The 20,261-nt window shown below is 62.7% G+C and carries 16 protein-coding genes and 1 pseudogene; 11 read left to right on the forward strand and 6 right to left on the reverse strand.

The window, feature by feature from the left end:
- Positions 1-28 precede the first annotated feature (28 nt).
- The 3 genes from ACK5NW_RS13680 to nirD all read left to right on the forward strand — a co-directional run bounded on the left by ACK5NW_RS13680 (position 29) and on the right by nirD (position 4,903).
- Positions 29-1,918: a protein kinase domain-containing protein gene (locus ACK5NW_RS13680; protein WP_416928979.1), complete on the forward strand. Its 1,890-nt coding sequence runs from the start codon at positions 29-31 to the stop codon at positions 1,916-1,918.
- Positions 1,915-4,398, forward strand: a complete 2,484-nt coding sequence (nirB, locus tag ACK5NW_RS13685) for a nitrite reductase large subunit NirB (protein WP_416928981.1) — start codon at positions 1,915-1,917, stop codon at positions 4,396-4,398. The genes ACK5NW_RS13680 and nirB overlap by 4 nt, the downstream gene beginning before the upstream one ends.
- Positions 4,399-4,471: 73 nt before the next feature.
- The gene (nirD, locus tag ACK5NW_RS13690) at positions 4,472-4,903 is read left to right on the forward strand and encodes a nitrite reductase small subunit NirD (protein ID WP_416928983.1); all 432 of its coding nucleotides are present in this window, start codon (positions 4,472-4,474) and stop codon (positions 4,901-4,903) included.
- A gap of 79 nt (positions 4,904-4,982) precedes the next feature.
- Here nirD and ACK5NW_RS13695 read toward each other — a convergent pair whose 3' ends face one another.
- The gene (locus ACK5NW_RS13695; RefSeq protein WP_416928984.1) at positions 4,983-5,615 is read right to left on the reverse strand and encodes a PepSY domain-containing protein; all 633 of its coding nucleotides are present in this window, start codon (positions 5,613-5,615) and stop codon (positions 4,983-4,985) included.
- A 121-nt stretch (positions 5,616-5,736) separates the two neighbouring features.
- Here ACK5NW_RS13695 and ACK5NW_RS13700 point away from each other — a divergent pair, with 121 nt between their 5' ends.
- Genes ACK5NW_RS13700 through ACK5NW_RS13710 form a run of 3 tightly spaced genes read left to right on the forward strand, consistent with a single transcriptional unit; the run spans position 5,737 to position 8,722 of the window.
- Entirely contained in the window at positions 5,737-6,504 is a 768-nt protein-coding gene (locus tag ACK5NW_RS13700; RefSeq protein ID WP_416928986.1) for a PepSY domain-containing protein, read from the forward strand.
- Entirely contained in the window at positions 6,505-7,176 is a 672-nt protein-coding gene (locus ACK5NW_RS13705) for a response regulator transcription factor (RefSeq protein WP_416928988.1), read from the forward strand.
- A gap of 40 nt (positions 7,177-7,216) precedes the next feature.
- Positions 7,217-8,722 (forward strand): sensor histidine kinase, encoded by a 1,506-nt coding sequence (locus tag ACK5NW_RS13710; RefSeq protein ID WP_416928990.1) that lies wholly within the window; start codon positions 7,217-7,219, stop codon positions 8,720-8,722.
- A 39-nt stretch (positions 8,723-8,761) separates the two neighbouring features.
- Here the strand turns inward: ACK5NW_RS13710 and ppa are convergent, their stop codons facing one another.
- A complete protein-coding gene (gene ppa, locus ACK5NW_RS13715; RefSeq protein ID WP_416928992.1) occupies positions 8,762-9,301 on the reverse strand; it encodes an inorganic diphosphatase in 540 nt (179 codons plus the stop codon).
- Positions 9,302-9,579: 278 nt separating this feature from the next.
- Between ppa and ACK5NW_RS13720 the strand changes: the two genes are divergently transcribed.
- The 5 genes from ACK5NW_RS13720 (at position 9,580) to eno (ending at position 16,652) form a co-directional block, all read left to right on the forward strand.
- Positions 9,580-12,054 carry a sodium-translocating pyrophosphatase gene (locus tag ACK5NW_RS13720; protein WP_416928994.1) on the forward strand — a complete coding sequence of 825 codons (2,475 nt, stop codon included), beginning with the start codon at positions 9,580-9,582 and terminating at the stop codon, positions 12,052-12,054.
- 251 nt (positions 12,055-12,305) lie between these two features.
- Positions 12,306-13,991: a CTP synthase gene (locus ACK5NW_RS13725; protein ID WP_416928996.1), complete on the forward strand. Its 1,686-nt coding sequence runs from the start codon at positions 12,306-12,308 to the stop codon at positions 13,989-13,991.
- Positions 13,988-14,845 carry a 3-deoxy-8-phosphooctulonate synthase gene (gene kdsA / locus ACK5NW_RS13730; RefSeq protein WP_416928998.1) on the forward strand — a complete coding sequence of 286 codons (858 nt, stop codon included), beginning with the start codon at positions 13,988-13,990 and terminating at the stop codon, positions 14,843-14,845. Before ACK5NW_RS13725 ends, kdsA begins: the two co-directional genes overlap by 4 nt.
- A 114-nt stretch (positions 14,846-14,959) precedes the next feature.
- The gene (locus ACK5NW_RS13735) at positions 14,960-15,250 is read left to right on the forward strand and encodes a DUF1330 domain-containing protein (protein ID WP_416929000.1); all 291 of its coding nucleotides are present in this window, start codon (positions 14,960-14,962) and stop codon (positions 15,248-15,250) included.
- Positions 15,251-15,365: 115 nt separating this feature from the next.
- Positions 15,366-16,652 carry a phosphopyruvate hydratase gene (gene eno / locus ACK5NW_RS13740; protein WP_416929002.1) on the forward strand — a complete coding sequence of 429 codons (1,287 nt, stop codon included), beginning with the start codon at positions 15,366-15,368 and terminating at the stop codon, positions 16,650-16,652.
- Between the two features lie 47 nt (positions 16,653-16,699).
- Here eno and ACK5NW_RS13745 read toward each other — a convergent pair whose 3' ends face one another.
- From ACK5NW_RS13745 to xseA, 4 genes and pseudogenes are all read right to left on the reverse strand, one after another.
- Positions 16,700-16,876 carry a cytochrome d ubiquinol oxidase subunit II gene (locus ACK5NW_RS13745; protein ID WP_416929005.1) on the reverse strand — a complete coding sequence of 59 codons (177 nt, stop codon included), beginning with the start codon at positions 16,874-16,876 and terminating at the stop codon, positions 16,700-16,702.
- A pseudogene (locus ACK5NW_RS13750) lies at positions 16,846-17,925 on the reverse strand (cytochrome ubiquinol oxidase subunit I). The gene ACK5NW_RS13745 and the pseudogene ACK5NW_RS13750 overlap by 31 nt, the downstream one beginning before the upstream one ends.
- A 163-nt stretch (positions 17,926-18,088) precedes the next feature.
- The gene (locus ACK5NW_RS13755; protein ID WP_416929007.1) at positions 18,089-18,670 is read right to left on the reverse strand and encodes a superoxide dismutase; all 582 of its coding nucleotides are present in this window, start codon (positions 18,668-18,670) and stop codon (positions 18,089-18,091) included.
- A gap of 126 nt (positions 18,671-18,796) precedes the next feature.
- A complete protein-coding gene (gene xseA / locus ACK5NW_RS13760; protein ID WP_416929009.1) occupies positions 18,797-20,248 on the reverse strand; it encodes an exodeoxyribonuclease VII large subunit in 1,452 nt (483 codons plus the stop codon).
- Between the last annotated feature and the right edge of the window lie 13 nt (positions 20,249-20,261).

Raw genomic sequence — 20,261 nt, forward strand, 5'->3', positions numbered from 1 at the left:
CTGATCAGCCCGCCCGCTTGTCCGCCCCATGACTTCAGCCGCTTTGCGCTTCGCCGCCACAGCCGTGGCGCATGCCCCGCCGGAGGCAAGCGGCCATGTCCCCGGCCAGCGCGCAGCAGCAGCGCAGGCGCTGACTGTGGCGCTTGGGCAGCACTCAGAAGCAGGCCGCAAGCCGCAAAACCAGGACTTTCACGGGGCCTGCCTGCCGCCATCGGCTGCGCGGCAAAGCAAGGGCATCGTCCTGGCCCTGGCCGATGGCATTGGCAGCAGCCCAGTCAGCCATGAAGCCAGCCAGACCGCCGTGCGCGCGGTGCTGCAAGACTATTACGCCACGCCTGACGCCTGGAGTGTCAAACGCGCCATGCAGCGGGTGCTGGTGGCCACCAACGCCTGGCTGCACGCCCAAACCCAACGCAGCGCGCACCGCCACGACGCCAACCGCGGCTACGTCTGCGCGCTGGCCGTGCTGGTGCTCAAAGGCTGCACCGCCCACCTGTTCCACGCCGGTGACGTGCGCATTCTGCGGCTGCGCGGCGACACGCTGGAGCCACTGACCGAAGACCACCGTGTGTCGGCAGGCGCAGGCCACAGTTATCTGAGCCGCGCACTGGGCTTTCAGCCTCACCTCGAGCTGGATTACCGCCACGTTCCGTTGCAAGCCGATGACTGGTTTCTGATGGTGTGCGACGGCGTGCACGAACACGTGCCGCTGGGCGTGATGCGCCATCTGGTTCAGGCCCACCAGGGCGATCCAGACGCCGCCGCCCACGCGCTGGTGCACGAGGCGTTGGCCCGCGGCAGCCAGGACAACGTCACCGCACAGGTGCTGCGCGTGATGCATTTGCCCGAGGCCGACCTGCCCGAAGCCCTGCAACGCCGCGCCCACCTGCCGCTGCCACCGTTGCTGGCCGCACGCGAAGTGTTCGACGGCTACCGCATCGAACGCGCGCTGCACATCAGCCACCGCAGCCGTGTCTATCTGGCCACCTGCCTGGACAGCCAGCAAGCCGTGGTGCTGAAAACACCCAGCACCGACATGGCCCAGGACGAAGCCGCACTGAACCGCCTCATGATGGAAGCCTGGGCCATCCGCCGCGTGCACAGTCCCCACGTGCTGCAAGCCCATCGCCGCGCCCGCCCGCCCAGCCATCTGTACGTGGCGCTGGAGCCTGTGGACGGCATCACCCTGGCCCAGTGGCTGCGCGACCAGCCTGCTCCCGACCTGGCCACCGTGCGCGGCATCGTGGTGCAGATTGCGCGCGGCCTGCAAGCCTTGCACCGGCTGGAGATGGTGCACCGCGATCTGCGTCCCGACAACATCATGATCGACCACGCAGGCACCGTGAAAATCATCGACCTGGGCAGCGTGCGCGTGGCCGGGCTGGTCGACAGCGCCATGTCCGACGCTGGCGAGCCGGTACTGGGAACCATCCAATACACCGCGCCCGAATGTTTTTTGGGCGAAGCAGCCAGCGAGCAGTCTGACCTGTTTTCGCTCGGCGTCATCACCTACCAGATGCTCAGTGGCCGCCTGCCTTATGGCCCGCGTTATGGCCAGCACGCCAGCGCGGTGCGCACCCGCGCCGATTGGCGGCACCTGGCCTACAACAGCGTGCTGGACGCGCGCCGCGCCATCCCCGCCTGGATCGACGCCGCGCTGGCACGCGCCGTGCACCTTGATCCCCGCCAGCGCCACGAAGCGCTGTCGGCCTTTGTACAGGATCTGCACCAACCCAGCGCGGCCACGCTGGGGCGCGCACGCGCACCTCTGATCGAGCGGCATCCGCTGCGCTTTTGGCGCGCCCTCAGCGCTGTGCTGGCACTGCTGGTGCTGGCGCAGGCAGCGGCTTTAGTGCACCGCAGCGCCAACGTATCCGCTCCCATCACTCCTTCCCTGACCGAAAAGGCACCACCATGAAAAAACCACGTCTCGTCATGATCGGCAACGGCATGGCCGGGGTGCGCACGCTGGAAGAGCTGCTCAAGCTCGCCCCTGATCTGTACGACATCACCGTCTTTGGTGCCGAGCCGCACCCCAACTACAACCGCATCTTGCTGTCGCCCGTGCTGGCGGGCGAACAAACCCTGGACGACATCATCTTGAACGACTGGGCCTGGTACGACGAGCATCACATCACCCTGCATGCGGGCTGCACCGTCACCGATGTCAACCGCGCACGCCGCACGGTGCATGCAATGAATGCTGCGGGCGAGCCTGTCAGCGCCGAATACGACCGTTTATTGATGGCCACCGGCTCCCACCCTTTCATCCTGCCGGTGCCAGGGCGCGACTTGCCGGGCGTGCTGGCCTACCGCGACATTGCCGATACCCAAGCCATGATTGACGCCGCTGCTCAATACAAGCATGCCGTGGTCATCGGCGGTGGCTTGCTGGGGCTGGAGGCGGCCAACGGCCTGATCAAGCGCGGCATGCAGGTGACCGTGGTGCATGTGGCGCCAACGCTGATGGAGCGGCAGTTGGACGCCACCGCCGGGCAGATGCTGCAACAGTCGCTGCAAGCGCGCGGCATGCAGTTTTTGATCGGCGCACAAACGCAAGCGCTGACAGCGGGCAGCGATGGTCGCGTGGCCGCCGTGAAGTTCAAGGACGGCAGCGAAGTGGCTGCCGATCTGGTGGTGATGGCCGTGGGCATCCGCCCCAACACGGCGCTGGCAGAAAAGATGCGCCTGCACGTCGAGCGCGGCATCGTCGTCAGCGACACCATGCAAACCGTCACCGATGGTCGCATCTACGCCGTCGGCGAATGCGCCGCGCACCGCGGCATTGCCTACGGGCTGGTGGCACCGCTGTTTGAACAAGGCAAAGTGGCGGCCAACCACCTGGCGGAATTCGGCATCGGGCGCTACCAGGGGTCGCTCACCTCCACCAAGCTCAAGGTCACCGGGATTGACTTGTTCTCTGCGGGCAACTTTCAGGGCGGCGCGGGCACCGAAGACATCGTGCTGTCCGACCCTTCTGCCGGGGTTTACAAAAAACTCGTCATCAAGGGCGACAAACTGGTCGGTGCCTGTCTGTACGGCGACACGGTGGATGGCAGCTGGTACTTCAAACTGCTGCGCGAAGGCCGCAGCGTGGCCGACTTGCGCGAGCGGCTGATGTTCGGCGAATCCAACATTGGCGATGCCGGCCATGAAGGCCACAACAAGGCCGCAGCCATGGCCGACAGCGACGAAGTGTGTGGCTGCAACGGCGTCACCAAGGGTGCGATCTGCAAGGCCATCAAGGACAAGGGCCTGTTCACGCTGGAGGAAGTGCGCCAGCACACCAAGGCCAGCGCATCTTGCGGCTCGTGCACCGGTCTGGTCGAGCAGCTCTTGATGTTCACCGCCGGGGGCGACTATTCGGCCAGCCCCAAAACCAAGCCCCTGTGCGCCTGCACCGACCACGGCCATCAGGCGGTGCGCGACGCTATTTCGCAGCACCATTTGCTGAGTGTGTCGGCGGTGATGCGCTTCATGGAGTGGAAAACACCGGACGGCTGTCCGAGCTGCCGCCCCGCGCTGAACTACTACCTGCTGTCGACCTGGCCCAAACAGGCGCAGGACGATCCGCAAAGCCGCTTCATCAACGAACGCAGCCACGCCAACATCCAGAAAGACGGCACGTACAGCGTGGTGCCGCGCATGTGGGGAGGCGAGACCAACGCCAGCGAACTGCGCCGCATCGCCGACGTGGTGGACAAGTACCAAATCCCTACCGTCAAGGTCACAGGCGGGCAGCGCATTGACCTGCTGGGCGTCAAGAAAGAAGACCTGCTTGACGTGTGGCAAGACCTGGGAATGCCCTGCGGCCACGCCTATGCCAAGGCGCTGCGCACCGTCAAAACCTGCGTGGGCAGCGAGTGGTGCCGCATGGGCACGCAAGACTCCACCCAGATGGGCAAAGACCTGGAGCGCGCGCTGTGGCGCATGGTGGCACCGCACAAGGTCAAGCTGGCCGTCAGCGGCTGCCCGCGCAACTGTGCCGAAAGCGGCATCAAGGACGTGGGCGTGATCGGCGTCGACTCGGGCTGGGAAATTTACGTCGGCGGCAACGGCGGCATCAAGACCGAGGTGGCGCAGTTTCTGGTCAAGCTCAAGACCGCCGCTGAAGTGCTGGAATATTCAGGCGCTTTTTTGCAGTTGTACCGCGAAGAAGGCTGGTACCTGGAGCGCACCGTGCACTACATCCAGCGCGTGGGGCTGGACCACGTGAAGCAAAAAATCCTCGACGACGCTGAAGGCCGCCGCGCCTTGTGGACACGCCTGCAGCACGCGCTGGATGGCGAACCCGACCCGTGGTTCGAGCTGGGCAAGGCGCGCGTTGATGCCCGCCAGTTCAAGCCTGTGGCCGTGGTGCGCGCCGACCCCGTGGTCGAGCACGCCTTGGCCAGGTGATGCCATTTTTATAAGCGTTTTCAGGCCACTGCGCTTATCCATCAAGCACAAGCAGCTATCAAGGAAATAGCAAATGACCGAAACAACCACCATCACCAACGCCACCGACTGGAAAGCCATCTGCCGCATCGACGATATCCCGGTGCTGGGCGCGCGCCGCGTGTCACGCGCACGCGGGCTGGACGTGGCCCTGTTTCGCACCAGCCAGGACGAGGTGTTCGCCCTGCTCGACCGCTGTCCGCACAAAGCCGGCGTGCTCAGTCAGGGCATCGTGTTCGGCCAACACGTGGCCTGCCCCATGCACAACTGGGCCATCGGCTTGGCCGATGGGCGTGCACGCGCGCCGGATGAAGGGTGCACGCCCCATTTCAACGTCAAAGTCGAGCAAGGCGTGGTGCACCTGGACGCTGCGCAACTGGCCAGCCATGCCACTGAGCTTGAACGCCCCAAGGCGGGGCCTTGCACGCGCCTGAACGCCTTGGCGCAGCCCGCAGGCACCACGTGAGGCGCTGCCGCCGGTAACGGGCGCTTCACAGCCGGGAGCCTCCGCCGGGCACCTTGGTCACGTGCTTTGATCGCGCGCCTCAGTCGTCGAGCTTCTCGCGCTCGACCGCACCGGTGGTGGCGTTGATGTAAAGGTCAACGCGCTGACCTGCGGGGTTGGTGGCCTCGGCTTCCCAGCGGCCATCGTCAAATTCGACGTCGTGAATGCGCGTGTAACCCGCCACCTGCAACAGACGCACGATCTCCGATGCGGGCAGCGCCTGTTCGCTACCGGCTTGTCCAGTTTGGCTCAGCACCGACAGGTTGACCGGGTGCAGCACCACTTCAACTTTCTCGCTGTTGCGGTTTTGCCGCACCTCGGCTTCCCAAAAGCCGTCGTCAAAATCCAGATCGTTGATGACGGCATAGCCCAGCCCGCGCAGCCGCTCGGCCACTTGCGTGGCACCGGGCAGCGCTGTGCCTAGGTCAGCCTTGCGGATGGCGGTGAAGCTGCCGTCGGCATCGCCCACCAGCACGTGCGCGCGCTGGCCATCGGCTGAGGTGGCCTTGGCCGTCCAGTAACCGTATTGCTTTTCCAGGCTGTACGGCGCTGCATAGCTTTGGCCCTGAATGGTTTCGACCGCTTGTTGCGCGTTCAGCGCCCAGGCGGCGGGGGCCAGCGCCAGCATCAGTGCAGCGGCGGTTGTGGTCAAAGCGGTGCGTGCGGATGTCATGTCAAACTCCTTGTGAACATGGTTGAAGAAAAAGAACATGTCCACGAGTATGAAAAACACCGTCTGAACAAACTGTGAAAGCGCCGTTCATGCTGGGTTTAAAAACATTTCTTCACAATCCATGTGCATGAAGCTGCGCCTGCCTCACCCACGCCTGTCAAATCTTGCGTTGCCTCGCCTGTGTGCGGCGGCATTGATCGTGGCGTTCATGATCCAGGCCGCCTCAAAAGCATGGGCCGACGAACAGGATCAGGTGCGCCATGCGGTCAGCCAAGGGCAATACAAGCCGCTGACCCAGATCGTCACCGAACTGTCCAAGCGCCATCCCGGCCGCGTACTCGACGTCGAAACCAAGCGCGGCCCGCAGGGCGCGCTGCGTTACGAGATCACGATCGCCGATCCGCAAGGCCATCGGCAAGAACTGCTGGTGGACGCCGCCACGGGCCAGGTCATCGCGCAAGAGGCCGAGCAGCATGACCGCGCGCTGCCCATGGCCAGGCTGGCCGATTATCTCAAGCGCGTCGAGCAGCAACTGGGCAGCCGCGTGATTGATGCTGAATTTGAAATCAGCCACGGCAAGGCCCATTACAAGATCAAGCTGGCGCAGCGCAGCGCCACCACGCAAAAAGTGCTCATGGACACGGCCACCGGTGCCCTGCTCGGCCAGCCCGGCAGCCTGTCGACCCATGCCGTCACGTCCGCGCCCGACATGCTGCGCATACTGGCCCCACAGTTTGGCAAACTGCCGGTGCTTGAAATAGAACTGGAGCAGGACGTGCGTCAAGGCATTTATTACGAAATCGAGCTGGCGCAGGAAGGCGGCAGCACGCTGGAGCTGCATGTGGACGCCCAAAGCGGTGCCGTGTTGCGTCGCCGGGTGGAGGACTGAATGCGCATTCTGGTGGTCGAAGACGACACCGCACTGGCGGCCCAGATCGCCCAAGCTCTGCGCACGGCAGGCTTCGTGGCCGATGTCGAACACGACGGCGAAGCCGCTGCTTTCGCAGGTTGCGAAGAAGCCTACGATGCCGCCGTGCTGGACTTGGGCCTGCCGCACAAAGACGGCCTGTCGGTGCTGCGCGACTGGCGTGAGGCCGGGCATCACTGGCCGGTGCTGGTGCTGACGGCGCGCAACCGCTGGAGCGACAAGGTGGCCGGTTTCAACGCCGGTGCCGACGACTACCTGACCAAGCCCTTCATGATGGAGGAGGTGCTGCTGCGTCTGCGCGCCATGCTGCGGCGCAGCTCAGGCAGCGGTGCCAACTTGTTGCGCGCGGGCGCGCTGGAATACGACGTGGGCACAGGCCATTTCATGTGGCAGGGCCAAACCTTGCAGTTGACGGCGCAAGAGCACAAAATTCTGGCGTATTTCATGCACCACCCGGGCCAGTTGATCACGCGCACCACCCTCAGCGAACACGTGTACGCCCGCGATCTGGACCCTGACTCGAACACCATCGACGTGCTCATCGGCCGCATCCGCCGCAAGCTTGGCACCGCCGGGGTGCTGGTGACCGAACGCGGCCAGGGCTTTCGCCTGAACATGAGCGAGCCGCGCTGACTGCCCGTTTGCATGGCCTGTGCCTGTCGCTGCGACAAAAATGGAGAACCAAATTCATCCCACCAACGGACGTCGCCCGTGGACGATTGCGCAGCGCATCGTCTGGCTGGCCCTGGTGCCTGCCGTTTTGGTGGTGGGCGTGGGTGCTGGTTTTTTGCGCCAGCAAATGCACGCCGCCCTGTACGCCAGCATGGCGCAGACACTGCAAGACAAGCACCAGCGCGTGGCCGCACGCCTGCGCGCCACGCCTGGCCTGGGCCTGAGCGAAGCCGCAGGCAGCGCGGACGAGTTCAGCACCATCTATTCAGGCTGGTACTGGCAAACCAAAGCCCTGCCCTCTTCTGCCGCCGACGGGCTGCTGGATCAACAAGGCCATGCAGCGGCGCAGTCTGCGGCACAAGCCAAGGGCAAGGCCGCGCCCATTCCGTCAGATTCGCAAGACTTGCGCGGCATCTCGCGCTCGCTTTGGGATGCGCCGCCCATCCAAGCGCGCCCGTTTGCAGGCCAGCAACACCTGGGTTTGGTGCGGGCCACCGGCCCCATGGGCGAGTCGCTTTTGGGCTGGCAGCGCAAGACCCATGTGACTGGACAAATGCAACCCGTCATGCTGACCGTCTTTGGCCCAGCCCAAGCCCTGCTGGCCAGCCTGCACCGCATTGACCGTATCTTGCTGGCCTGCCTTGCCGCGCTGCTGGCGTTGCTGACGGGTTTGCTCATCGTGCAACTGCGCATCGGCCTGTCGCCGTTGCGCCGCTTCACCCAGGCAGTGGCCGCACAACGCGATGCAGCCCCAACATTGCACGACATGCTGGCGCTGCCTGTGGGCACCGATTTGGCTCCACTACAGCAAGAGCTGCATGCGTTGCTGCAACAAAACACCCGGGTGGTCAGCCGCGCCCGGGCGCATGCGGCCGATCTGAATCACGCACTGAAAAAACCCCTGGCCCTGCTCACCGCAGCGGCCAGTCAGCAAGAGCTGCTGCCTTCAGCCGACGTCTTGCAGCAGACCGAGGCCATGGCGCAACTCATCGACCGCTACCAGGCGCGCACCTGGAGCGACGCCGCCCAGGTGCGCGCCGTCAGCAGCACGGTCGACGTGGCCGAGTGCCTGCACGAGGTGACCCATGCCATGCGCAAACTGCACGCCGCACAGGAACTCGATTGGCAGCTTTATCTGCCCGTCCACAGCCCCTGGCGCTGGCGGGGCGACCGCACCGATCTGGAAGAAGCGCTGGGCAATCTGCTGGACAACGCGGGCAAGTGGGCCGCTTCCACCGTCGCCGTTAGTGTCGAACACAGGGACGCCTCGATGCTCATTCACATTGACGACGACGGCCCTGGCATGAGCACAGATCAGTTGCAGCGCGCAGGCCAGCGCGGATTGCGCTTCGATGAATCGGTAGGCGGCCACGGCCTGGGGCTGGCCATTGCCCGCCAGATCGCGCACGCCTATGAAGGCGATTTAGTGCTGACCAAAAGCCCACAACTGATGGGCCTGCGCGCCAGCCTGCGCCTGACTGGATTGGTCAAAAAAGCGCAGAATTAAGCTCAGCTGTTAACGCTGCAGCGGACTTGATGTGCGGTCTCAGGCTTTCAGGCTTTTTTGGTAAGCCGCCATGCCGTCGGCAATTTCCTTGCGGGCCGATTCGGGACCTTCCCAGCCCAGAATCTTGACCCACTTGCCCGGCTCCAGATCTTTGTAATGCTCAAAGAAATGGGCGATGGCGTTCAGGCGTGCGGGGCTTAGGTCTTCGGGCTTTTCCCAACGGCCATAGTGGGGCAGGATTTTCTTGGTGGGCACGGCCAGCACCTTGGCGTCATCGCCCGCCTCGTCCTGCATCTTCAGAATACCGATCGGGCGGCAGGTGACCACCACGCCTGGAATCAGCGGCACCGGGGTGACCACCAGCACATCCACCGGGTCACCATCGCCCGACAGCGTTTGCGGCACATAGCCGTAGTTGGTGGGATAGTTCATCGAGGTGCTCATAAAACGATCCACGAAGATGGCGTGGGTTTCTTTATCCACCTCGTATTTCACCGGATCGGCGTTCATGGGAATTTCAATGATGACGTTGACTTCGTCGGGTGCCTTGGGGCCGGGGCGCACGTGATCGAGGGACATGGCAAGTAATTCCTGGTCGTGGTTGATGAAGGTCAAAAAACAGGGGTTTCGCCCCGCTGCGTGGCCAGTGATTTTACTTGCGGCGGTTTGACCAGCGACGGTGCCCTTGAGTTTTGGCGTTACATTGTGTGGGTTGGCCAATCGCGACCCACGTTGTCACAAGGTTAGTGAGGAAGCAACGCAGGGCGAGCGGCGCTGCGTTGCAATTTGCCAACCAGCCGCCTGCGGCGCTCCCACGCAATCAGTGTGTTTTTTTCATTGAGAGGAAGGAGATTCGCATGACTGGCAATTCAGCGCTGATATTTGCGCTTGTGTGCGGCCTGGTGGCCGTGGCCTACGGGTTTTGGGCCCGGGGCTGGATTTTGTCGCAGGACGCGGGCAACGCCCGCATGCAGGAAATTTCGGCCGCCATCCAAACCGGCGCAGCGGCCTACCTGGCCCGTCAATACAAAACCATTGCCATCGTGGGCGTGGTGCTGGCGGTGCTGATCGGCATTGCGCTTGACTGGAGCACCGCCGTTGGCTTTGTGGTGGGTGCCGTGCTCTCTGGTGCGTGCGGCTTTATCGGCATGAACGTGTCGGTGCGCGCCAACGTGCGCACCGCGCAGGCGGCCACCAAGGGCATCGGCCCGGCGCTGGATGTGGCCTTTCGCGGCGGGGCCATCACCGGCATGCTGGTGGTGGGGCTGGGGCTGCTGGGCGTGGCGGCGTTCACCTGGTTTTTGCTGGGCCAAACCAGCACCAACGTGCCACTGGCCACGCTGCTGAATCCGCTGATCGGCTTTGCCTTTGGTTCGTCGCTGATTTCGATCTTCGCCCGTCTGGGCGGCGGCATCTTCACCAAGGGTGCCGACGTCGGAGCCGATCTGGTGGGCAAGGTAGAAGCAGGCATTCCCGAAGACGATCCACGCAACCCCGCCGTGATCGCCGACAACGTGGGCGATAACGTGGGCGACTGCGCGGGCATGGCGGCCGATTTGTTCGAGACTTACGCCGTCACGCTGATCGCCACCATGATGCTGGGTGCACTGATGGTCACCGGTGGCCAGATGCAGGCGGTGATGTACCCGCTGGCGCTGGGCGGCGTGTCGATCATCGCCTCGATCATCGGCACCTTCTTCGTCAAAGCCTCACCTGGCATGAAAAACGTGATGCCTGCGCTGTACAAGGGTCTGGCGATTGCGGGTGTGTTGTCGCTGGTGGCGTTTTATGGTGTCACCGCCTGGATCATTCCCGACAATGCGCTGGGTGCTGACGGCTCGGTGATGCGCCTGTTTGGTTCCTGCGTGGTGGGCTTAGTGCTCACGGCGGCGCTGGTGTGGGTCACCGAGTACTACACCGGCACCCAGTACCGCCCCGTGCAACACGTGGCGCAAGCCAGCACCACCGGCCACGCCACCAACATCATTGCGGGCATTGGCGTCAGTATGAAGTCCACCGCCTGGCCAGTGATTTTTGTGTGTATCGCCATCGTCGCTGCCTTTGCGCTGGCCGGGCTGTACGGCGTGGCCGTGGCCGCCATGTCGATGCTGAGCATGGCGGGCATCATCGTCGCGCTGGACGCCTACGGCCCCATCACCGACAACGCCGGCGGCATTGCCGAAATGAGCGAGCTGCCTTCCAGCGTGCGCGACATCACCGACCCGCTGGACGCCGTGGGCAACACCACCAAGGCCGTGACCAAGGGCTACGCCATCGGCTCGGCCGGGCTGGCCGCACTGGTGCTGTTTGCCGACTACACGCACAAGCTGGACAGCTTTGGCCAAAGCGTGCGCTTTGACTTGAGCGACCCGATGGTCATCGTCGGCCTGTTCATCGGCGGGCTGATTCCCTACCTGTTCGGTGCCATGGCGATGGAGGCCGTGGGCCGCGCCGCAGGCAGCGTGGTGGAAGAAGTGCGCCGCCAGTTCCGCGACATCAAAGGCATCATGGACGGCTCAGGCAAGCCAGAATATGGCCGCGCGGTCGACCTGCTCACCAGCGCCGCCATCAAGGAAATGATGATCCCCAGCCTGCTGCCGGTGGCCGTGCCTATTCTGGTGGGCCTGGTGCTGGGGCCGAAAGCGCTGGGCGGCTTGCTGATGGGCACCATCGTCACTGGCCTGTTCGTGGCCATCTCGATGTGCACTGGTGGCGGCGCGTGGGACAACGCCAAGAAATACATCGAGGACGGCAACCACGGCGGCAAAGGCAGTGAAGCGCACAAGGCCGCCGTCACCGGCGACACCGTGGGCGACCCGTACAAAGACACCGCAGGCCCGGCCGTCAACCCGCTCATCAAGATCATCAACATCGTGGCGCTGCTGATCGTGCCGCTGGTGGTGACTGTGCACGGCGGCGATCCAAACGCTGAGGCAAGCGCAGCAACGCATGCCCCTGCCGCCGTTGAAGCCGTTGCTGAAACCACTGCGCCCACCCTCAGCGACGACGTGGCAGGCATTGGCCGCGACGGCGACAAGGTGATCTTTTACTTCGCCTCTGGCAAGACCGACGTGGCATCTGGCGCTGAACAAGCCCTGGCGGACGTGGTGGCCGGGGTGCAAAACGGCCAGCGCGCCATCATCAGCGGCTATGTCGACTCAAGCGGCAACGCCGCGCAAAACGAAGAAATCGCCAAACAGCGCGCCGCCGCCGTGCAGGGCGTGCTCATCGCACTGGGCGTGGCCGAAGAAGCGATCGAGCTGCAAAAGCCTGCCGACATCCAGGCCGGACAAGGCGCGCAGGCGCGGCGTGTGGAAGTGCTTCTTCAATAAAGATCTTTTTCAGTAAACACCTGCCCTCGATGGCCTGCATCAGAGACCCGCTTCGGCGGGTCTTTTTTGTGTCCAGCTTATGACTCACCCACAACGATAAATCTAAATTGATAGCGCCTTGCGCTTGTCTACCAAACCCTGATGACCATTTTCATGACAAAACCAGCACGACTGCCAGCACAACCCCTATTGGCCCCCTTTTATAATCAGCCTTTCCCATCGAGCGAAGGTGCATTGGCCTTCGTCCTGACATGACCAAATTCGTCTTCGTCACCGGCGGCGTGGTGTCTTCCCTGGGCAAGGGAATCGCTGCCGCCTCACTGGCTGCCATCCTCGAATCGCGCGGCCTGCAAGTCACCCTGATCAAGCTGGATCCGTACCTCAACGTCGACCCCGGCACCATGAGTCCATTCCAGCACGGCGAAGTGTTCGTCACCGACGACGGTGCCGAGACCGATCTGGATCTGGGCCATTACGAGCGCTTCATCACCACCCGGATGAAACGCAGCAACAACTTCACCACCGGGCAGATTTACAAGAGCGTGCTCGAAAAAGAGCGCCGTGGCGACTACCTGGGCAAGACGGTGCAGGTGATTCCGCACGTCACCAACGAAATTCAGGATTTCATCAAGCGCGGGGCTGGCTACGGCACGGCCAGCGCGGTCGACGTGGCGATTGTGGAAATTGGCGGCACCGTGGGCGATATCGAATCGCTGCCGTTTTTGGAGGCGGTGCGCCAGCTCAGCCTCAAGCTGGGTGGCAACCAAAGCGCCTTTGTGCACCTGAGCTATCTGCCCTGGATTGCTGCGGCGGGCGAGCTGAAAACCAAGCCCACCCAGCATACGGTGCAAAAGCTGCGCGAGATCGGTATCCAGCCCGACGCCTTGCTGTGCCGTGCTGACCGCGCCATTCCAGCCGAGGAGCGCGAAAAAATCAGCCTCTTCACCAACGTGGCCGAATGGGGCGTGATCAGCATGCCCGATGTGGACACCATCTATAAAGTGCCGCGCCTGCTGCACGAACAGGGCCTGGATGGCCTGATCTGCGACAAGCTGCGTCTGAACACACCACCGGCCAACCTGAAGCGCTGGGACGCGCTGGTGCACGAGGTGGCGCACCCGCAGCGCGAGGTGCGCATCGCCATGGTGGGCAAATATGTCGAGCTGTCCGACAGCTACAAATCCGTCAATGAAGCGCTGCGCCACGCTGGTATGCACAACCACGCGCACGTGCGCATCGACCACATCGACTCTGAAGCCATCACCCCCGCCGCCGTGGCACAACTGGCGCAATACGACGCTATTTTGGTGCCCGGCGGCTTTGGCGAGCGCGGGGTGGAAGGCAAGATTGCCACCGCCCGCTTCGCCCGCGAGCAGCGTGTGCCTTACCTGGGCATCTGCCTGGGGATGCAAGTGGCCACCATCGAATACGCGCGCAACGTGGCGGGGCTGGCTGGTGCCAACAGCACCGAATTTGACGCCAGTACACCCCACCCCGTCATTGCCCTGATCACCGAGTGGAAAGACAAGGACGGCAGCATCCAGCAGCGCGACGCCAAATCCGACCTGGGCGGCACCATGCGCCTGGGCGCGCAAAGCTCTGACGTGGCGGTGGGCACGCTGGCACACCAAATCTACGGCAACGTGGTGACCGAACGCCACCGCCACCGCTACGAGGCCAACGTCAACTATCTCGATCAGCTGCGCACAGCCGGGTTGGTAATTTCCGCCCTCACCCAGCGCGAGCACCTGACCGAGATCGTCGAGCTGCCCCAGACCGTGCACCCCTGGTTCATCGGCGTGCAGTTCCACCCCGAATTCAAAAGCACCCCGTGGGACGGCCACCCGCTGTTCAACGCCTTCATCAAAGCCGCGCTGGTACACCAAGATGCGCGCGCCGGGCAAGACAGCGCCACAACCCTGAAAGCCGTGAAATGAAACTGTGTGGATTCGAGATCGGGCTTGACCGGCCGTTTTTTCTGATTGCTGGCCCCTGCGTGGTCGAAAGCGAGCAATTACAAATGGACGTGGCCGGGCAATTGAAAGAAATCGCCACCAGCTTGAACATTCCCTTCATCTTCAAAAGCAGCTACGACAAGGCCAACCGCTCCAGCGGCACCAGTGTGCGCGGCCCCGGTATGGACAAAGGGCTGGAAATTCTGGCTAAGGTTAAAAAAGAGCTGGGCCTGCCGGTGCTGACCGACGTGCACACCGAAGCTGAAATCCCCGCCGTTGCCGCCGTGGTCGACGTGCTGCAAACACCCGCCTTTTTGTGCCGCCAGACCGACTTCATCCGTGCCTGCGCGCAATCGGGCCTGCCGGTCAACATCAAAAAAGGGCAGTTCCTGGCACCGCACGACATGAAAAACGTGATCGACAAGGCGCGTGCCGCAGCCGCCGAAAAAGGCTTGGCTCAAGACAACTTCATGGCCTGCGAGCGCGGTGCCAGCTTTGGCTACAACAATCTGGTCAGTGACATGCGCAGCCTGGCCATCATGCGCGAAACTGGCGCGCCAGTGGTGTTCGACGCCACGCACAGCGTGCAACTGCCCGGCGGCCAAGGCACCAGCAGCGGCGGCCAGCGCGAGATGGTGCCAGTGCTGGCACGTGCGGCAGTGGGCGCAGGCGTGGCGGGTCTGTTCATGGAAACCCATCCCAACCCGGCCAAGGCCCTGTCCGACGGCCCCAACGCCGTACCACTCCAACACATGAAGGCGTTGCTGGAGACCTTGCTGGCGCTGGACCAGGTGGCCAAGCGACAGCCTTTTCTAGAAAACAATTTTCAAGCCTAGTGCAACGGTCGATGCTTGATGGCACTTATAAAAATGATGGATTTGTCGTCATAGCAAGACGCGTTTTATGTGCCAAATAGCGCCGAACACTACACCAGATACAAGGAACGTCTCATGGCCAGCGGCTACATCATCGCCAACGTCAGCGTCACCAACCCCGAGCAATACGAGGACTACAAAAAGTGGTCTACCGCCGCCTTCAAGGCGCACCACGCCGAAATTTGCGTGCGAGGCGGTCAAGTGCAGGTGATGGAAGGTGACTGGCAGCCCGAACGCGTGGTGATCGCCAAATTCCCCAGCTTTGAAGCCGCCAAGGCGTTCTACGATTCAGCCGAATATCTCAAGGCACGCAAGGCCCGGGAAGGCGCGGCCATCATGCGTCTGGTGGTCATCGAAGGCGTCTAAACACACCCTGGAAAAACACGCTTCAAATTATCGTTTTAATAGCTGTTAACGCTTACTGGACAAGCAACACAGCATGATTTGACTAAATTTTTTTGACTTGAAGGAAGACCAAACCATGAGCGCCATTGTTGACATCGTTGGCCGCGAAGTGCTGGACAGCCGCGGTAACCCCACCGTCGAATGCGACGTACTGCTGGAATCTGGCGTGATGGGCCGCGCCGCCGTACCCTCAGGCGCCTCCACCGGCAGCCGCGAGGCGATCGAGCTGCGCGACGGCGACAAAAAACGCTACCTGGGCAAAGGCGTGCTCAAAGCCGTGGAGCACATCAACACCGAGATTTCCGAAGCCGTGCTCGGCCTGGACGCCAGCGAGCAAGCCTTTCTGGACAAGACCCTGATCGATCTGGACGGCACCGACAACAAATCGCGCCTGGGTGCCAACGCCATGCTGGCCGTCAGCATGGCCGTGGCCCGCGCAGCGGCTGAAGAAAGCGGCCTGCCGCTGTACCGTTACTTTGGCGGCATGAACGGCTGTCAGTTGCCAGTGCCGATGATGAACGTCATCAACGGCGGCGCGCACGCCAACAACAACCTGGACTTGCAAGAGTTCATGATCATTCCCATCGGTGCGCCCAGCTTTCGCGAAGCGCTGCGCATGGGGGCCGAGGTATTCCACGCGCTCAAGAAAATCATCCACGACAAAGGCATGAGCGTGGCCGTGGGCGACGAAGGCGGCTTTGCCCCCAACGTCGAGAACCACGAGGCCGCCATCCAGCTCATCTTGCAAGCCATTGGCGATGCGGGCTACACCGCCGGGCAGGATATCGTGCTGGGCCTGGACTGCGCCAGCAGCGAGTTTTACAAGGACGGCCAATACGTGCTGGAAGGCGAAGGCGGCATCCAACTCAGCGCCGAGCAATGGGCCGACATGCTGGCCAGCTGGGCCGACAAGTACCCCATCATCAGCATCGAAGACGGCATGGCCGAAGGCGACTGGGACGGCTGGAAACTGCTGACCGACAAGCTGGGCACCAAGGTGCAACTGGTGGGCGACGACCTGTTCGTCACCAACACCAAGATTTTGAAAGAAGGCATAGACAAGCACATCGGCAACTCGATCCTCATCAAAATCAACCAGATCGGCACCTTGACCGAAACTTTCGCCGCCATCGAAATGGCCAAGCGCGCGGGCTACACCGCCGTCATCAGCCACCGCTCGGGCGAAACGGAAGATTCAACCATCGCCGACATCGCCGTGGGCACCAACGCCGGGCAGATCAAAACCGGATCTTTAAGCCGCTCTGACCGCATGGCCAAGTACAACCAGTTGCTGCGCATTGAGGAAGACTTGGGCGACATGGCCGAATACCCTGGCCGCGCCGCGTTCTACAACCTGCGCTGAGTCTGAAGCGCCAGCCACCGTTATCGGCGCGCGGCTGGCTCGTCGCCTCAATGATAGCCCGCGTCCGCTGCCACCTTGCCGCGAAATACGTGATAAGACCAGCCGGTGTAGCCCAAAATCAGCGGCAGCAAAAAGACTAGGCCCCACAGCACAAAGCCCTGCGACGCTGGAGGTGATGCTGCCCCCCAGATGGTCAGTGCAGGCGGTGCCAGATACGGCCACATGCCCAGCAGCAGGCCGACAGCGCCACCACCGCCAGCATCAGCAATCCAATACCCACCATGAGGCGAAAGGCGTAGAACACTGGCAGCACCGGCGGGCGGTCTTCGGGCGGCACAGAGGCCAGCGCCGGGATTTGCCCAGCCCAGGTGTGCGTCAATATCAAACTTCCCAGATGCGGGATAGCGACCTCGAAATCGTTGCGCGCCTGATCCTGCCGGGGCACAGCAAACACCAGCAACGGCACGCCGTGGCTGGGGTCAGCCGGTGCTTGTCAGTGCCCTTCCATGGCTGCCACCTTGATCGGCTGGTGCTCCAGCGTGTTCAGCCCATGCTGATCACCCACCACAATTTGCAGCGGCACGGCAATGGCCCCAAACGCCACCGCCAGCCGCAGCATGCTCGCTGCTGCCGCACGGTGCACGCCGCGCCGCACGTACCAAGCGGCCGTGCCTCCAATCACAAAGCAGGTGGTGATAAAGGCCGCCAGCACCATATGCGGCAGACGATAAAAGAACGACGGATTGAAGATGATCTGCACCCACTCGCCCGGCACCAGCACGCCGCCTTGCAGCGCATGGCCTTGCGGCGTATGCATCCAACTGATGGCGGCAATGATCCAAAAGGTAGAAATCAAGGTGCCCAAAGCCACCATAGCCGTAGCGAAAAAATGCACCCCGGGGCGCACGCGCCGCGCACCGAACAGCATGACGCCCAGAAAACCGGCTTCGAGGAAGAACGCCGTCAGTACTTCATAACTGAGCAGCGGCCCGATGACCGCCCCTGCATGTTCCGACAGGCGCGCCCAGTTGGTGCCGAACTGAAAGCTCATCACAATGCCCGACACCACCCCCATGCCGAACGAGATGGCAAACACCTTGAGCCAGAACTGGTAGAGCCGCCACCACAGCACATCGCGCGTGCGCAGCCAGCGCCACTCCAGAAACAGCAACCAACTGGCCAGGCCGATCGACAGCGCCGGGAAGATGATGTGAAACGAAATCACAAACCCGAACTGAATGCGTGAGAGCATGAGGGCATCCATATCGCCCATTATTCTGCGTTTTGGACTGCAATACAAATCTTTTCGTCATAATCCATTTCCGCTATTTTTATAATAGCTTATAAACCATGCTCCACAAGAAAAAAGTCTATTTAATTCATTAAAAAACCGCCTGAAGGCGGTTTTGATTTTTAGTGTTTTGAGCGTTTTGGTATCAACCGAAGTTCTTCGCTGCAAAGTCCCAGTTGGCCAGCTTGTCGAAGAAAGTTTCGACAAACTTGGGACGGGCGTTGCGGTAGTCGATGTAGTAGGCGTGTTCCCACACATCCACCGTCAGCACCGGGGTGTCGCCAGTGGTCAGCGGCGTACCGGCTGCGCCCATGTTGACGATGTCCAGGCTGCCGTCAGACTTTTTCACCAGCCAGGTCCAGCCGGAGCCAAAGTTGCCCACGGCGCTGGCGACAAAGGCTTTTTTGAAATCGGCAAAGCTGCCCCATTTTTTGTTGATGGCCTGGGCCAGCGCGCCAGCGGGTTCACCGCCACCGTTGGGCTTCATGCAGTTCCAGAAGAAGGTGTGGTTCCAGATCTGCGCGGCCTGGTTGTAGATGCCCCCCTGGGCTTTCTTGATGATGTCTTCCAGCGCCATCGCTTCAAACTCGGTGCCTTTTTGCAGCTCGTTGAGTTTGTCCACGTAAGCCTTGTGGTGCTTGCCGTGGTGGTATTCCAGCGTTTCCTGGCTGTAGGCCGGGGCCAGCGCGTCGATGGCGTAAGGCAGGGGTGGGAGGGTGCGTTCCATGTCAAAAGCTCCTTGTGGTTTCTCGTGGGTGTATGAAAACGGTGTGATCCGCGGGCGGCCCAAGGCCGCAGGCTGCAATCAACTGACTTGGATCAAGCCGCCGCTTGCAGGGTGGATTGTAGGAAGTCAGCGCACTTGGCGGCGCACCACGGTCAGATCAACCTTGCCGTCCGCCAGGGTAGCGGCCACGGCCTGCCCCGGCTGGGCCTGGGCGGCACGGGTCAGCGGCTGACCCGCATCGTCTTCCAACCAGGCGTAGCCGCGCTCAAGCACGCGTTGTGGATCCAGCGCCGCCAGCCGCAGAGCGGCGCGTTGCAGGCGTTCATGGGCGGCGTTGTGCTGGCGTGCCAGCGCCGCAGGCAGGTGATCGGCCAGGCGGCTCAGGCGGGCATGCTCGGTCTGCACGGCGGGGGCCAGCGTGCGCGGCAGGCGTTCTTGTGCGCGTGCCAGTCGGCTGCGTTCACGCTCCAGGCGCAGCGCCAGCGCGTGATGAAGGCGTTGGGCGGTGCGTTGCAGGCGGTTTTTTTCATCCGCCACCCGGCTTGAAGGCCGCCCCAGGCGCGAAGCCAGCCAGTCCACGCGCTGGTTTTCTGACTCAAGGCGACGCGCCAAGGCGCGTTGCAGCCGCTGCTGCTGCCCATCCGCCTCGGCCAGCCACTGCGTGCGCGGGGCGCTGACCAGTTCAGCCGCCGCCGTGGGCGTGGGCGCGCGCACATCGGCCACAAAGTCGGCGATGGTGAAGTCCGTCTCATGCCCCACACCCACCACTACCGGCACCGGGCTGGCGGCGATGGTGCGCGCCAGCGCCTCGTCGTTGAAGGCCCACAAATCTTCGATCGAGCCACCCCCGCGCACCAGCAAGATGGCATCGATGGGCACACCCCATGCGGCCATCTGGCGTTTCGCCGTGGCCTCCTGGTTGAATGAATATTCAATTGCAAAATTCGCCTCTGTCGCTTGCTGCACCGTCGTCAGCAGATACAATTTTTGTAGCGATTCACGCAATTGAGCTGGTGCATCAGCCCCCTGCACCAGCGCAGGCACCAGCAGCACCGGAATATGCGGCACGCGTCGCGCCAGCGCGGTCAACACGTCGTGCAGCGCCGCCGCGCCCAGCGACGTGACCAGTCCGATGCCGCGCGGCAGAGGCGGCAGAGGGCGTTTGCGCTCGGCATCGAACAGCCCTTCGTCCTGTAAACGGGCTTTCAGGCGTACAAACTGCTCGAACAGCGCGCCCTGCCCGGCACGGCGCATGGATTCAACCACCAGTTGCAAATCACCCCGCGGCTCATACACCGTCAGGTGCCCGCGCAACTCCACCTGATCGCCCTCGCGCGGGGCAAAGTCCAGCGAAGCCGCAGCGCGGCGGAACATGGCGCAGCGCAACTGGCCCGCATCGTCCTTCAGGGCAAAGTAACAATGCCCGCTGGCTGCGCGCGTGAAGCCCGAAACTTCGCCGCGCACCGCCACAGGGTTGAAGCGCGATTCCAAGGCATCGGCCGCTGCACGCGCCAACGCCCCAACCGCCCACACACGCGGCGCGGCACTTGACCTTGCGCCAGAAAATCCAGCGTTCATGCGGCTTTCCAGG

It is taken from the genome of Ottowia sp., from assembly GCF_047975795.1.
Taxonomy (GTDB): domain Bacteria; phylum Pseudomonadota; class Gammaproteobacteria; order Burkholderiales; family Burkholderiaceae_C; genus Ottowia.

Coding starts and splice junctions, on each gene's coding strand:
- ACK5NW_RS13680 (WP_416928979.1), top strand. CDS start 29: ATGACTTCAGCCGCTTTGCGCTTCGCCGCCACAGCCGTGGCGCATGCC.
- nirB (WP_416928981.1), top strand. CDS start 1,915: ATGAAAAAACCACGTCTCGTCATGATCGGCAACGGCATGGCCGGGGTG.
- nirD (WP_416928983.1), top strand. CDS start 4,472: ATGACCGAAACAACCACCATCACCAACGCCACCGACTGGAAAGCCATC.
- ACK5NW_RS13695 (WP_416928984.1), bottom strand. CDS start 5,615: ATGACATCCGCACGCACCGCTTTGACCACAACCGCCGCTGCACTGATG.
- ACK5NW_RS13700 (WP_416928986.1), top strand. CDS start 5,737: ATGTGCATGAAGCTGCGCCTGCCTCACCCACGCCTGTCAAATCTTGCG.
- ACK5NW_RS13705 (WP_416928988.1), top strand. CDS start 6,505: ATGCGCATTCTGGTGGTCGAAGACGACACCGCACTGGCGGCCCAGATC.
- ACK5NW_RS13710 (WP_416928990.1), top strand. CDS start 7,217: ATGGAGAACCAAATTCATCCCACCAACGGACGTCGCCCGTGGACGATT.
- ppa (WP_416928992.1), bottom strand. CDS start 9,301: ATGTCCCTCGATCACGTGCGCCCCGGCCCCAAGGCACCCGACGAAGTC.
- ACK5NW_RS13720 (WP_416928994.1), top strand. CDS start 9,580: ATGACTGGCAATTCAGCGCTGATATTTGCGCTTGTGTGCGGCCTGGTG.
- ACK5NW_RS13725 (WP_416928996.1), top strand. CDS start 12,306: ATGACCAAATTCGTCTTCGTCACCGGCGGCGTGGTGTCTTCCCTGGGC.
- kdsA (WP_416928998.1), top strand. CDS start 13,988: ATGAAACTGTGTGGATTCGAGATCGGGCTTGACCGGCCGTTTTTTCTG.
- ACK5NW_RS13735 (WP_416929000.1), top strand. CDS start 14,960: ATGGCCAGCGGCTACATCATCGCCAACGTCAGCGTCACCAACCCCGAG.
- eno (WP_416929002.1), top strand. CDS start 15,366: ATGAGCGCCATTGTTGACATCGTTGGCCGCGAAGTGCTGGACAGCCGC.
- ACK5NW_RS13745 (WP_416929005.1), bottom strand. CDS start 16,876: ATGTGGCCGTATCTGGCACCGCCTGCACTGACCATCTGGGGGGCAGCA.
- ACK5NW_RS13755 (WP_416929007.1), bottom strand. CDS start 18,670: ATGGAACGCACCCTCCCACCCCTGCCTTACGCCATCGACGCGCTGGCC.
- xseA (WP_416929009.1), bottom strand. CDS start 20,248: ATGAACGCTGGATTTTCTGGCGCAAGGTCAAGTGCCGCGCCGCGTGTG.